At 58.1% G+C, this 13,219-nt stretch carries 13 protein-coding genes; 4 read left to right on the top strand and 9 right to left on the bottom strand.

Features of this window, described 5'->3' with window-relative positions; genetic code table 11:
- Nucleotides 1-46: 46 nt before the first annotated feature.
- Nucleotides 47-1,453, bottom strand: a complete 1,407-nt coding sequence (locus tag B9Z48_RS03845) for a Fic family protein (protein WP_089954748.1) — start codon at nucleotides 1,451-1,453, stop codon at nucleotides 47-49.
- A 190-nt stretch (nucleotides 1,454-1,643) separates the two neighbouring features.
- On the opposite strand from B9Z48_RS03845, the gene B9Z48_RS03840 reads away from it, so the two are divergent.
- Nucleotides 1,644-1,997, top strand: coding sequence for a type II toxin-antitoxin system RelE/ParE family toxin (locus B9Z48_RS03840; protein WP_089954752.1), 354 nt, complete (start codon nucleotides 1,644-1,646; stop codon nucleotides 1,995-1,997).
- Entirely contained in the window at nucleotides 1,994-2,317 is a 324-nt protein-coding gene (locus B9Z48_RS03835; RefSeq protein ID WP_089954755.1) for a DNA-binding protein, read from the top strand. Before B9Z48_RS03840 ends, B9Z48_RS03835 begins: the two co-directional genes overlap by 4 nt.
- On the opposite strand, the gene B9Z48_RS21510 is transcribed toward B9Z48_RS03835, so the two are convergent.
- Together B9Z48_RS21510 and B9Z48_RS03825 are read right to left on the bottom strand one after the other, a co-directional pair.
- Nucleotides 2,314-2,532 (bottom strand): hypothetical protein, encoded by a 219-nt coding sequence (locus tag B9Z48_RS21510; protein ID WP_158273205.1) that lies wholly within the window; start codon nucleotides 2,530-2,532, stop codon nucleotides 2,314-2,316. The two genes, B9Z48_RS03835 and B9Z48_RS21510, sit on opposite strands and share 4 nt — an antisense overlap.
- Before the next feature lie 56 nt (nucleotides 2,533-2,588).
- Complete coding sequence (locus B9Z48_RS03825; protein ID WP_108377218.1) at nucleotides 2,589-3,395, bottom strand: molybdate ABC transporter substrate-binding protein; 807 nt, start codon at nucleotides 3,393-3,395, stop codon at nucleotides 2,589-2,591.
- Nucleotides 3,396-3,583: 188 nt separating this feature from the next.
- Between B9Z48_RS03825 and B9Z48_RS03820 the strand changes: the two genes are divergently transcribed.
- A complete protein-coding gene (locus tag B9Z48_RS03820; RefSeq protein WP_108377217.1) occupies nucleotides 3,584-6,379 on the top strand; it encodes a DNA methyltransferase in 2,796 nt (931 codons plus the stop codon).
- 242 nt (nucleotides 6,380-6,621) lie between these two features.
- On the opposite strand, the gene B9Z48_RS03815 is transcribed toward B9Z48_RS03820, so the two are convergent.
- From B9Z48_RS03815 to B9Z48_RS03800, 4 genes are all read right to left on the bottom strand, one after another.
- Nucleotides 6,622-8,016: a DUF1566 domain-containing protein gene (locus tag B9Z48_RS03815; protein ID WP_158273204.1), complete on the bottom strand. Its 1,395-nt coding sequence runs from the start codon at nucleotides 8,014-8,016 to the stop codon at nucleotides 6,622-6,624.
- Nucleotides 8,013-8,597 carry a hypothetical protein gene (locus B9Z48_RS21340; RefSeq protein WP_146186232.1) on the bottom strand — a complete coding sequence of 195 codons (585 nt, stop codon included), beginning with the start codon at nucleotides 8,595-8,597 and terminating at the stop codon, nucleotides 8,013-8,015. Before B9Z48_RS21340 ends, B9Z48_RS03815 begins: the two co-directional genes overlap by 4 nt.
- Before the next feature lie 30 nt (nucleotides 8,598-8,627).
- Nucleotides 8,628-9,143, bottom strand: coding sequence for a DUF1566 domain-containing protein (locus tag B9Z48_RS03810; protein WP_108377215.1), 516 nt, complete (start codon nucleotides 9,141-9,143; stop codon nucleotides 8,628-8,630).
- A 661-nt stretch (nucleotides 9,144-9,804) separates the two neighbouring features.
- Nucleotides 9,805-10,248, bottom strand: a complete 444-nt coding sequence (locus tag B9Z48_RS03800; protein WP_255419473.1) for a C-terminal helicase domain-containing protein — start codon at nucleotides 10,246-10,248, stop codon at nucleotides 9,805-9,807.
- Between the two features lie 238 nt (nucleotides 10,249-10,486).
- Here B9Z48_RS03800 and B9Z48_RS03795 point away from each other — a divergent pair, with 238 nt between their 5' ends.
- Nucleotides 10,487-11,725, top strand: a complete 1,239-nt coding sequence (locus tag B9Z48_RS03795) for a hypothetical protein (RefSeq protein ID WP_108377214.1) — start codon at nucleotides 10,487-10,489, stop codon at nucleotides 11,723-11,725.
- Between the two features lie 21 nt (nucleotides 11,726-11,746).
- On the opposite strand, the gene B9Z48_RS21985 is transcribed toward B9Z48_RS03795, so the two are convergent.
- Nucleotides 11,747-11,872: a hypothetical protein gene (locus B9Z48_RS21985; RefSeq protein WP_255419467.1), complete on the bottom strand. Its 126-nt coding sequence runs from the start codon at nucleotides 11,870-11,872 to the stop codon at nucleotides 11,747-11,749.
- Nucleotides 11,873-11,927: 55 nt separating this feature from the next.
- Nucleotides 11,928-13,115: a Fic family protein gene (locus B9Z48_RS03790; protein WP_108377213.1), complete on the bottom strand. Its 1,188-nt coding sequence runs from the start codon at nucleotides 13,113-13,115 to the stop codon at nucleotides 11,928-11,930.
- Nucleotides 13,116-13,219 lie beyond the last annotated feature (104 nt).

Here is a 13,219-nt window from a genome sequence, read left to right as displayed (position 1 = left end):
CCTGCGCATGTCGGACCTGAAGGTGCCGACCTAAAAATAAGACTAATCACCCCTGAATGCTGCGCCAGCGCTCCATCTCTGCAGGGCGCAGGCCATAGCGGGCCAGCACGCCTTCGTGCAAACGGCGCAGCTCTTGCATGACCAAAGCCCGAACATTTTCACGATCTGGCCCGGGTGCGGCCAGGGCCACTTGGGTGGCCACCAGCGCCAGCGGGTCTTGCTCCGGGTTTTGCACCACGGCTTTGACAATGTGGCGAATGGCATCGCGGTAAGTCAGGCGCAGCACATCGGGCTCCACCACGCTCGACTTAGCAGTGAGGTATTCCTTGGTCGAGCGCTCATAGGCCCACATGAACAAATCGCGCAGCAGCTCCACGCGCCTCATCTCGTAAACGCCCAGCACCGAGGCGGTGTACCAGTCCTGCGACACGCCCAAAAACGTGAGCGGGCACAGGTTCGCCTGCAGCAGCGGCCAGTTGGCCAGAAGGCGCGACGTGCGCTTGTTGCAGTCGGCAAAGGGCTGCAAATACGGCAAGTGCACCATGGCAAAAAACGACTGCTCAAACGGGTCTTCGATGGCGTTGAATTTGGCCAGCGCTTCATCCAGCAAGGTGCCAATCAGCGACTGACCCGACGGCGGCTGGTATGGGCTTTGGCCTATTTGCACCGGATGCAACCGTAAGCGGCCTTCGTCCTCGGGTCTTTCGAGCAAGTTTTCTGACAAAGCGCTGTGCAGGTTCATCAGCAGGTAGCGGCTGAACTGCGGCGCGTCCATGTTGTCCATGAGCAGCTCGATGGCAGCCTTGTGGTTCAGGATCATCTGCGTCTCGGTCACGCCATGGCCTTGCGCCTGCTGACCGTGGGCGATCAGGGCGCGGGTGTCCAGGCGCGTGTAGGTGTTGCCCTCCAGGTGGCTGGACGCCCAAGACAAATCGATCAACAAACGGTCGAGCACGGCACGGCCATAAGTGCCCGCCGGTTGCGGCCCCGGCCCGGTGCGGCCCATGCGGTGCAACTGCGCCCGCACAGGCTGGGGCAGATAAAACGTGGCGTTGGGCTGGTAGGCCTGCAAAAACTCAGACTGGTAACCCACGGCTTGGCGCGTGCTCCAGGGCTGGGCCAGATAGGCGCGGATGTCTTTGCTGTCGGGCGAGAGCGGCCACTGGCCGCTAGAGAGTTCTTCTTCGGCCCGCCAAGTGGATGACTCGGACAAACCCACCGAAGTGGGTAAAGCGTGAACCACCACTTTTGGCGCGATTTCAATATTAGCCACATAACGGGTAGCACGAGCCTTGCCAACTGGCGCGATTTCACCTTCCGCCACCCACTTTGCCAAAGCTCTTTGCATGCTGCGGCGCGGCACATCGGGCCATTTTTCAGAGGCCTCTGCAAGCGACAAGCCGTCCGACTGGGCCTGAATGACGGTCAAGAGTTGGGTATTGAAGTCTGACATGATTGGCGCGATTATAAATAATCGCGCCAATTTGGCAAATCACGCCATAAGCTGTTAGCGGATTTCTGGTCTGCTTGGACTCGAAAAAATCAACGCTTGTCACCACGCCCAACGCTTCCTACACTGACTGGAAAAAAAGGGAGGCACAGATGATGACCAAGAAAAGTAACACAAGTGTTACCATTGAGCCATGAAGCGCCGGCTCGAAGAATACGTCCGGGAGGATGGCGGTAACCCCTACCAAAAGTGGTTCAACGGATTGGATGCCCAAGCGGCGGCCAAAGTCACTGTCGCCAAGGCCCGTCTGGAATTGGGGCACACCTCCAACTTGGAATGGTTCAGGGGAATCGGTGAATACAAGATCGATTGGGGTCCGGGGTATCGGATCTATCTGGCCAAAGAAGGTGATGCCTTGATCATTTTGTTCGGTGGCAGCACCAAGAAAGACCAGCAAAAGGCGATTGATCAGGCTGTCGCCCTGCATGATGAATACAAAGCCAGAAAGAAGGCCTTGGCTGTCAACAAAAAAGGAAAGTCAACATGACCTTGACGCGTGATTTCAGGCAAACCGTGGTTGAACGTGTGCAACGTGATCCGGCTTTTGCCAAAGCATTGCTCGACGAAGCGGCCACGCTGTTTCTGAGCGGTGAGCCCGATTCGGCGCGATTGATCCTGCGCGATCTGGTCAACGCCACGGTGGGGTTTGAAGGCTTGGCCGAACTGACCCAAAAACCCAGCAAGAGCCTGCACCGCATGCTTTCGCCCAAAGGCAACCCCAGCATGGACAACCTGGCCGCTATTTTTGATGCCATCAGAAATTGGCTCAAAGTGACTTTCGATGTTCGCGTTGTCGAGCTGGCTTAGACCCAAAAAAATGAATTATCTTTTTCCAGATAAAAATGGGTAATTGCTTGATCGCATTCCAACGTACAGCCTTGGGCCAGCAGCTGGGTCAGGCATTGCAGGGGCGTTCTTTGATGGGCGATGCCCACAACGGTGTGTTTTTGGCTGCTCCCACGCCAACCAGCAAAAGTACTTTTTTGCAAGGCGGCCTGCCCTTCGACGACGAATGAAACCATTCGGCATTCCAAAGTCAGCCAAGCCAGTAAGCCACTGACCTCACCCACTCAAAAAATCAAGGGCTGCCAAAGCCATAGCGTGCAAAGATGGTCTGTGCGCTGGGTGCCAGCAGGGCGTCGGCGAAGGCCTGTGCAGCGGGGTGGGCACCACGGCGCACGGTGAGGCCATAGCCCGCAGAGACCTGCAACTGCGGCGGCACGGCCACGATCTTCAAACGCGGTACCTCTTGTTGTGCCGCCACCGCATTGGTGCAATAGGTCAGAAAAATGTCGGCTTGCCCCTGGTCCATGACCCAAGCGTAGGCACCGCGACCTGCCGGGGGTTTGGGCGAACTGGGGCCGCCGGTCAACTGCAAAGCCTTGCGGTCCAGCGTGGCGTAAGCGCCTGCACTCAGCGCATCGGCTTTCCGAAACAGTGCCCACGCATAGTCACCCGCCGGATCGGCCTTGGGCGTGCTGGTGCCCAGGCGGATGGCTGGATCGAGCAAAGCACCCAGTAAACGCTCAGGCGTCAAATTCAGATGGGCTTGGGTGAGCGCACACAGTTGATTGCGCACAAACACGCGTGGCGCGCTCCAACTGCCGGCGTCCGCCAGTTTTTGCGGATGGCCCATGTCGGCCGACGCAAAAACCTGGGCCGCTTCCCCCTTTTCGATGCGCTCGCGAAGCAGGCCAGAGGCGGCAAAAGACAAGGTCAATTTTTGACTGGTACGCGCTTCATGCGCTCTTGCAATGTCGGTCATCGCTTCACGCAAACTGCCCGCCGCGACCACGGCAATGGGGTCAGCACTCAACGGCGTTTGAGGCGTGGCGCAGGCGGTCAGCAAACTTGTTGCCAGCAAAGCAGGGGTGATGAGTCGCATGGTGATGTTGGGGGCTCGGTCAGTAGCAAGGGCAAGAGACCGATGCTAACCAGCCCCAAGGGTTGTGCCATACGTGAAGACACGGTAGGAAATGCTTTGCATAGCCCGTTTTGTGACCCATATAGATCCAACAATCTTAAAAATAGAGAACTTTCCATTAACATCCAGACTCACTTTATGAGTACAAAATGGGTCTTAATTGGAACGAAATCAAATCCAGGGCATTGCAATTCAGCAAAACCTGGGCCGACGCCTGCAACGAAGACAGCGAAGCCAAGCCCTTTTGGATCGACTTCTTTGAAATCTTTGGCATCACCAACAAACGCGTCGCCACCTTTGAGCTGAACGTCAAAAAGCTCGGCGGCGCACAAGGCTTTGTGGACCTGTTTTGGCCCGGCGTGCTGTTGGTGGAGCACAAGTCGCGCGGCAAAAACCTGGACAACGCGGTGGACCAGGCCATTGGCTACCTGCACAACCTGCCCGAGCGCGACCTGCCCCAGCTGGTGGTGGTGTGCGACTTTGCCCGCTTTCGGGTGCGCCGCTTGGCCACGGGCGAGACGGTGGAATTTGAACTCAAGCACCTGCACAAACACGTCAAGCTGTTTGGCCTGCTGGCGGGCTACAAGGTGCAAGACATCCAGGCCGAAGACCCGGTCAACATCAGGGCCGCCGAACGCATGGGCCGACTGCATGACGCCCTGAAGGCCAGCGGCTACAGCGGCCACGCGCTGGAGGTGCTGCTGGTGCGTCTGCTGTTTTGTTTGTTTGCCGATGACACGGGCATCTTCCAGCCCGCGCAATCGTTCAGAGACTTTGTCGAAGAACGCACCGCGCCCGACGGCTCGGACCTGGGGCCGCGCCTGGGGCAACTGTTTCAGGTGCTCAACACACACGAAAGCCAGCGCAGCAAAAACATCGACGAACAGCTGAACCAGTTTGCGTACATCAACGGCCGCCTGTTTGAAGAAACCCTGCCCATGGCCGACTTCAACACCGCCATGCGCGAAGCCCTGCTGGACGCCTGTGGGCTCGACTGGTCGGCCATCAGCCCGGCGATTTTTGGCAGCTTATTTCAGAGCATCATGGACGAAAAGGCCCGTCGTATTTTGGGTGCGCACTACACGTCTGAAAACAACATCCTCAAAGTCATCAAGCCCCTGTTTCTGGACGAACTGCACGCCGAGTTTGAGCGCGTGAAAGGCCACCGCAACAAGCTGTTTGAGTTTCACAAAAAGCTGCGCCAGCTGACGTTTTTTGATCCCGCCTGCGGGTGCGGCAACTTCTTGGTCATCAGCTACCGCGAACTGCGCGAGCTGGAGCTGAAAGTGCTGCGGGCCGACCACGAACTGAGCGCCCACAAAGGCCAGTTGACGATGGATGTGCACAGCCTGATCGGCGTGAACGTGGACCAATTCTTTGGCATCGAGATCGAAGAGTTTCCGGCCCAAATTGCCCAAGTGGCCATGTGGCTGGTGGACCACCAAATGAACCTGCGCGTGAGCGTGGAGTTTGGCCTGTACTTTGCGCGCATACCGCTCAAAAGCTCACCGCAAATACGCCACGCCAACGCGCTGCGGCTGGACTGGAACGATGTGCTGCCTGCTGGGCGGTGCAGTTACTTGCTGGGCAATCCGCCGTTCATCGGTGCCAAATTCATGGGCGATGCTCAACGCGAAGACTCGCGTCTCGTTTTTGAAGGCATCGACAACTCGGGGCTGCTGGACTTTGTGGCGGCTTGGTATGTGAAGGCCACGCGATATGTGAAGTCTGAAACGAATTGCCGCTGCGCTTTTGTTTCCACCAACAGCATCACCCAAGGCGAGCAAGTTGGCGTGCTGTGGGGCTGGATGCTCAGCCAAGGCATTCGCATTCAATTTGCACACCGCACGTTCAACTGGAGCAATGAGGCAAGAGGAAAAGCCGCCGTGCATTGCGTGATCGTAGGCTTTGGGCTGCAAGACCTCACCAATAAAACGATCTACGAATATGTAGACATCAAGGGCACGCCTTTAGCCGTGCCTGCAAAGAACATCAATCCTTACTTGGTGGATGCACCTGATGTCGTTTTGCCAAGACGGAACAACCCCATCTGCGATGTTCCCGAAATTGGCATTGGAAACAAACCCATTGACGATGGCAGCTACCTTTTCAGCACAGAAGAGCGTGACGCATTCATTGCGCTTGAGCCCCAAAGTGAAAAGTGGTTTCGCCGCTGGTTGGGTGCCGACGAATTTTTGAATGGCTACGAACGCTGGTGCCTTTGGTTAGGCGACTGTTCACCGACGGCACTCAGGGCAATGCCTGAAGCGATGAAACGTGTTCAAGCGGTTAAAGCTTCACGCCTTTCCAGCAAAAGTCCTCCAACGCGGAAACTTGCAGATACCCCGACACGATTTCATGTTGAGTTCATGCCCACAAGCCCTTACTTGGCAATCCCAGAAGTATCTTCAGAGCGCCGCGAATACATACCGCTTGGCTACCTTACACCCTCCACTCTTGCAAGTAACAAACTGCGTCTGCTACCCAAAGCCAGTTTGGCCGAATTTGGCATCCTTCAGTCTTCAATGCACATGGCATGGACCAGATCAGTGAGCGGACGCCTCAAAAGTGATTTTTCGTACTCAATCAGCATCGTCTACAACAACTACCCTTGGCCGGGCTTCGCTGGCGAACCACTCAGCGACAAACACCGCAACTCCATCGAACAAGCAGCCCAATGCGTGCTCGACGCCCGCGCCCAATTTGCAGACGCATCACTGGCCGACCTCTACGACCCACTGACCATGCCCCCGGCCCTGCTCAAGGCCCACCAAAAACTAGACACCGCCGTAGACGCCGCCTACCAACCCAGCGGCGGCAAAAAGTCCTACGCCTCCGACGCCGAACGCGTGGCCTTCCTGTTCGAGCTGTACCAACGCATCACCAGCCTGCTGCCTGCGCCAGCCGCCAAGAAATCACGCAAAACCAAAACCACAGAAAATTGATCACGGTGACAGCGACAACCCATCGCTGAAAGCCGACACAACGAGGCGTGTGACCTCTATCCAGCAGGCGCTGACATTGACAATGCGGCCCGCACTTGCGGGTTGTCGAGCAACTTGGCAATCAGTTCATCATGGCTGAGCATGTTTCACATCTAATAATCGTTTGCGGGCCAAAGCCAAATCAGCCATGGGTTTGCCGCGCTACCTGATTCAACAAACCAAATGCGGCTACGCCGCCCCAATCACTGACTGGCACGCACCAACCGAACATGGACGTAGTGGTTGCCGCGGTCGAGTCTGTAGACGTTGCCATAGCCGAAATATACGTACCAAGCGTAGCTGGCGTCGCCCACATCGGGCGACGAAGACCAGAACGAGCTAGGTGGTGTGGCCGGGAATGCCATGTTGTCGATCGCGGGGGGTTGGCAGCCATTGTCGGCCAGACTGGCCAGCTCTTTCACGTTGGGCAGGCGCCAGAGGGTGGCGCTTTGGCTGGTGTTGGCGGCTTTAGCCAGTGTCAAAGCAGCCTCGTGGTTGTGTAACGTAGCGCTGCCGGTGCAAGTGCTGCCGTTCCAGTTCTGGCCCTCACTGCAGCGTTTCCAGGTCAGACCGGTGCGCTTGTCGATCACTTCCGCCCCGTTCAGGGTAAAGCGGTCTGCCGTGGGCCAAGTGGGGCAGATTTGTGCCCTCACTGTAGAGGCAAACAGTGTAGCGGCCAACAAACTGGCAAAAAGTGGCTTATTCATGGTGCGATCTCCGTAAAAATTTGGAAGTGAGTGATTTCGCGCCTGCTGGTGCCGTGGCGCAGCCAGCCGGTTTGCCTGGCGTGCACGCGGCTGACGTCGGGCGTTTGCGGCGAGGCAAAGCGCAGGGTTTCGTAGCCTTTTTGCTCGCTGCACGCTGCACACCGCAAGCGGCCATTGGTTGTGCAGCCCCTGAGCGTCATTCCCGCGAAGGCGGGAATCCATGGATGCCCTATCAAGACGGGCATGACGCGCGTTTACATAACGGAAGGTCACATGGCGCTGCGCCCAGGCGCTCAGCTTGCCCTTGCAATGCGCCACCACTCGGCGACGCACCAAACGGTGACTGGGGTAGAGCACATAGCCCAAAAAGTCCACCCCCTGCGCCAGCGGGGCCAGGCGGGGTTCGTCTTTGAGCCGCAAGCTCAAACGCGCTTGCAAAAACTGCGCAATTTGGTCGTACCACTGGCGCAGGGTGGCCGCGTTGGGGGCCAGCAGCACAAAGTCGCCCACATAGCTCACATAGTGCTTGGCTTTGAGCGTCTGTTTGACGAATTGGTCCAGCTCATTGAGGTACACGTTGGCAAAAAACTGGCTAGTCAGGTTGCCAATGGGCAAGCCGCAACCGGCGGGCGCATTGCGCAGACGCTTATGTGGCGGCACTTTGACGGCAGCGGCAGGATCGGCGCACCACTCTTGCACCGTCTGTGCCAGCAGTTTGTGGCACAGGCTGCGCAGCGCGCCGCCGCCCGAGCTCTTGCGGGTGTAGAGGTAGCGGCACATCAACCATCCATGCCCGTTGCGCTGGCGCATAAAAGCATGCAGGCGGTCCACCGCCGCGTGGCTGCCTTTGCCCGCGCGGTTGGCAGAACGCAGGTAGCATGGCTTTGTCATGGTTTGCCCTCTGGCCCTAGTAGTTCTGCAGAGCCCAAGGGCACAGAGGTGGCGCATCCACTCAGTGAAGCGGGATGGTACTGCACCGGCGGTGCAGGCTGTGACCCGGCGCCCGCGCTGGCCATGCCAGACGGAGCAGCTTGCTCTGCGCGTCGGCGAAGGCGACGGGCCAAAACCTGCACCCAACTGCCGCACTGTTTGCCAACGGCAGCGGCAAGGGTGGCCGCTTGCTCAAAATTTTGGAAGCTCAATCTTGCTTTGACCCTAGCCTGCGATATACCCGCTGCATTTGCACCACCAGCACTACCTTGTTGACCAGGAGCAAATAGGCCCACGCCCATGCTCAGCTGCGGCGTCGGCTTATAGTCGTCCCCCCGCCAAACTAGAGCCTGCACGTGCTGGGCCTGGCGCGGTTTGTCGTACACGGCTTGATTGACGGTGCGCATGATGCCCATGGCTGACTGACGCAAGTCGGTGCCCAGGGTATATTTGTGGTAACAGCTGAAACGCAGCACCATGTCTTCGGTCGGCACTAGCAACCTGCGGCAGTTGGGGTAGATGGACGGTAGAGGTGTGCTCATGCTTTTATGTCCAAAGCGCTTCGCGCCCGATCACTGACTGGCACGCACCCACCGAACAGGGTGGCTGTAGCGGCGGTAGTTGGGGCCGACGTTGCCCCGGCCGAAATAGACGTTCCAGGCGAGGTCGGGGGTAGCGCCCACATAGGGCGACGACGCCCAGTAGTAAGAATAGCTCGGCGTGTTGGGGAACCAGGCGGTGTTGATTGTGGGGCCGGGGAAAGGCTTGCTGTAATCCACGATGGACTGCAGTTCGTCCACGGTGGGCAAGCGCCAACCACTCTGCCCACACAGGGTGGCGTTATCAGCCGCGTACTTGCTGGCGTCACCTGCGCGGTTGTCGCCCCAATTGGTGAAGGTGGCGGGGGGGACTTGGTGGTTTTGCCACAGCAGGCCAGTCACGTTGTCTTTGACCGCGCACCAACTGCTGGCGTTGTCAGGCAAGGCCTCGCCGCTAAAGCCCACTTTGCTATAGCTCATGGCGTTAATGTTGGCGCGGTGCCCGTCTTGCTGGGCGTTCAAGTCATTGGCCACACCGCTGCATGTCATGAGGGTGTTGCTGCCCGCGCTGTAGCACTGGCTGGCGGTGATTCCGGTGTGGGGTAGTTTGCTTGTGGCTGCTCCTGATCCTGATCCTGATCCTGATCCTGATCCTGCACCTGCACCTGCACCTGCACCTGCACCAGCACCTTCCCCGGAACCTGACCCGCCCCCACAAGCCACTAACACTACGGACGTCACGAGTGAAAGCACCAATCTAGCTGATGGTTGGATGTTTACCCTTGAGTTTTTCCATTTCGTTTGCCATGCAATGCTTCTCATGCTTGTACTTTCTTTACTTTAAGTTGGGGATGAGGCCAAACCGGCCGCAGTGTGTGTGCGTGTTGTCAGCGATATCTTTGGTTCAGAACAAAGAAAGGGGTAACAAGCTGTGACTGGGTGCACAGTCTGGGACGTGGGGAAGTGTTTGGAAAATTTTCAGAAGTTGTTTGTATCAATATCATTTATTTTATTTATTTTTTATTTGTAATTAACTTTTTTATAAAATTAATTATTTCGGTGCCATATCCCAACACCACATTACCATGTCAGAACCGCCAGAACTAGCGGCTTAACTTCAAACAGCCCTGTTGGACTTTGTATCCCGCCGCTCCCGCTTATTAGGTTGAAGGCCAAACGAACAGGCCGAGCGGGCAGGGTTGACGCGGGCCTATTTGCACCGGCTGCTTTCGGGTGGCGAGCCCAAACCTGGGGTGCTGGCCCTACAGCGTCTGGCGCTGGCTTTGAAGGTGTCATCCACCGCTTTGGTGCGCCACGCCTCGCCCATGGACCCGAGCGATGCGATGGCTTCTGTGCCGGATGTGACGGTGTCCGACCATTCAGGTTTGCCCATCTCATGCGCCATCCGGTAACCCCCCACCCCCTTCACATAAGCCAACATCTCACCAAAAAACGGATGGCTGCAAAGCGTTGACAAGTCGCCCACCAGCAACAACTTGCGCCGTGCGCGGGTCATGCCCACGTTCATGCGGCGGATGCCAGACAGGAAGCCGATCTCGCCTAGGGGGTTGCTGCGTGTCAAGGTGATGGCAATGATGGCGCGCTCTTGGCCCTGAAGCGCATCGACGGTGCCCACGCTGAGCTTACGTTGCAGCAGCTGTTCACGCAGCCGTCAAAGGCGCCATGCGCACCACGGCACGCGCCCCCACAGCACGGGCATGGCGCTAGACCGTTCGTTGAAGTACAGACTGTGCAAGGCTGACAACGCAGACTGCATGCAATCCTTGGCCTGAGCCCAGGCCCCAGGTGCCGCGCTCTGCGGCACTGTCAGCGCACTGCCCATGGGGCAGGTCTCGCCGTCATGGTGTCAACGCCAACAAAAAGGAATTTGCATGCAAGCTCGTCACACCCCACTCAAGCTGACCAGCGCCAGCCTGGAGGAACTTGTTGGGTTGCACGCTCGGCCCTGCCTGTCTCTGTACATGGGCACCCACCGCAGTCACCCCGATAACCAGCAAGATCCGATCCGTTTTCGCCATCTGGTTGGCGCACTGAAGACATCCCTGCAGCACCAAGCGCCCGATGCACTGCGCGCCCTCATCGCGCCATTTGAGGCCTTGGAAAACGACCACGCGTTTTGGGAGCACACGCTCGACGGGCTGGTGGTGATGGGAGCGACTGATTTTTTCCGCATCTACGTGTTGCCCAGACCGGTGGCCGACTTGGCGGTGGTGGCCGACTTGGCGGTGGTGGCCGACTTGGCGGTGGTGGCCGACTTGGCGGTGGTGGCCGACTTGGCGGTGGTGGCCGACAGCTTTCACACCCAACCTTTGCGGCAATTTTTGCAATCGGTTGAGCGTTACCAAGTCTTGGCTTTGAGCTTGAACAAGGTGCAACTGTTCGAGGGCAACCGCGACAGCCTGGAGGCTTTGAGCTTGGCGTCAGAGGTTCCGCGCTCTTCAAGCGACACGAGCAGCGATCGCCAACAAACGGCGCACAGCTCGGTGTCATCGTACGGTGGCCTGGGCGCTGGCCATTCGGCCATGCACCACGGGCAAGGCGGCAAGAAAGACGGCATGGACAGCGAGGTGGAGCGCTTTTTCCGGGCGGTGGATCGGGCGGTGCAGGCGCACCACTCCGACGTTTCGGGCTTGCCCCTGATGCTGGCAGCTTTGCCTGAACACCACCACCTGTTTCAGGCCATCAGCCACAACCCGCGGCTGATGAAGCAGGGCCTGCTCATCAACCCCGAAAGCCTGAGCCCCACCGAGTTGCAGCAACGCGCCTGGGCAGTGGCCGCCCCGGCACAACAAGCCCAACAAAGCGCATGGTGCAACGACTACGCCGTGGCCAAGTCCAAGGGACTGGGCAGCGACAACTTGGCCGATGTGGCGCATGCGGCCGCAGCGGGACGCGTGGGCATCTTGTTGATCGAAGCCGGTCGCCTGGTCGCCGGGCGCATCGATGGCACAACAGGCCGCATCGACTATTCCCAACTCGGCTACCCCAGGGTCGACGATGTGTTGGACGACCTGGGCACTTTGGTTGAGAAGTTAGGCGGCCAAGTGCATGTTCTGGTGGCCGAACGCATGCCCACAACCACGGGTGTTGCGGCGAGTTATCGCCACTGAAGCCGTCAAGCCCCATCCCTGTCATTCGTGGATGGGTTTTCCAATCCGTTCACGGGCTAGCTCAAACTCGGGTGCCTGTGCGTCATAGGCTTGGCGAACGGCGGGGTTGGCCATCAGTTGGGCTTTTACGTCTTTCAGGCTTTTCACGTCGATTCCTCCAAGCGTTTCAATGTGGCATACACCGCGCCTTGTGTCTTGCGTCTCAAGTTCCACTGGATTTTCCCAATTTGGCATCGTCCTCGGCCCAGCCTTCTATCGCGGGGTAATACCGTGTTGATCGACCATCACCGTACCGGGTGAGCAGCCCAAGCCTTTCCAGATCGATGAGGTCTCGGGCTGCTGTGGGTGTGGAGGTTTGCGCAATACGCTCGTGCTTGCGCGTGGTCATGCCGCCTTCGTAACCTTTGGGGCCAGCATCCAGCAGCTTCTTCATGGTTTTTTGCTGACGTTCATTGAGCGAGACCGATGACATTTGGGCCTGAAACCGAATGCGTTGAATGGCCGAATCAATGGTGCGGTTGGCGAACTCGCTGGCCAGTGTGACTTGCTCCAGCATCCATTCGACCCATGCCGTCACGTCCATGCTTTTGGAACGCTGCGCCCGCTCCAGCTCGCTGTAATACCGGTCTTTGCAGGACTCGATTTGCCTCGACAGCGTCACGATGCGCCCAGGCTGCCCCATGTCTTGGCCCAGTGCCAATTGCAAGATAGCCCGGCCGATGCGCCCATTGCCATCGTCAAAGGGGTGCAGCGTCTCGAACCACAGATGCGAGACAGCGGCACGCACCAAGCCGTCCATGGGGTGAGTGCCGACCTTGGGCTGGGTTTGGTTGAACCACGTCAAAAAAGCGTCCACTTGGCTAGCCAGGCCTTCAGCGGGTGGCGCGGCGTAATGCACCTTGCTGTGGCCCACGGCCCCACTCACGATCTCCATGGGCACAGAACGCAGTGCGCCCACATCGATGCGCTGCATGCCCGAAAAACCCGTTGGGAAAAGCGCCCCGTGCCAGCTGCACAGCCGCTCCAGCGTCAAGGGTGAATCGGTGTTCAGGGTGGCGTCTTGCAGCACATCGATCAGTCCCTCGATGTTGCGCCTGCCTTCGCGTACGGGGGCACCAGACGTGTCCAGCCCCAAGCGCCGGGCCACGGAGGAGCGAACGCTTTCAGGGTCCAGCTTTTCGCCTTCAATGGCTGAGGTGGTCAATGCCTCTTGCGTCAGCGAGTCGCGGATGTGGGGCTGCAGCCCTTCCAGGCCAATCGCCTCCGCTTTGCCAAGAAGAATTCCTTGGGATGTTCTTGCGGCCGCCAATGCCGCCTGGATTCGCTTCGCGTCGAACACCAATGCTGGCCACTCTGGCAGCTGCCAAATCCAACGTTGATATGATTTCATGGCTTAATCATATCAATATATGATTTGAATGGAATGGAAATCGTATCGTGCGCGGTGTCAAGATCAATTCAGCTGTGGGTTTTTGACTTGGCCTGAATCATTTT

The sequence above is a fragment of the Limnohabitans sp. WS1 genome, from assembly GCF_003063265.1.
Taxonomy (GTDB): domain Bacteria; phylum Pseudomonadota; class Gammaproteobacteria; order Burkholderiales; family Burkholderiaceae_C; genus Limnohabitans_A.
This window is presented reverse-complemented; position numbering and strand designations above follow the sequence as displayed.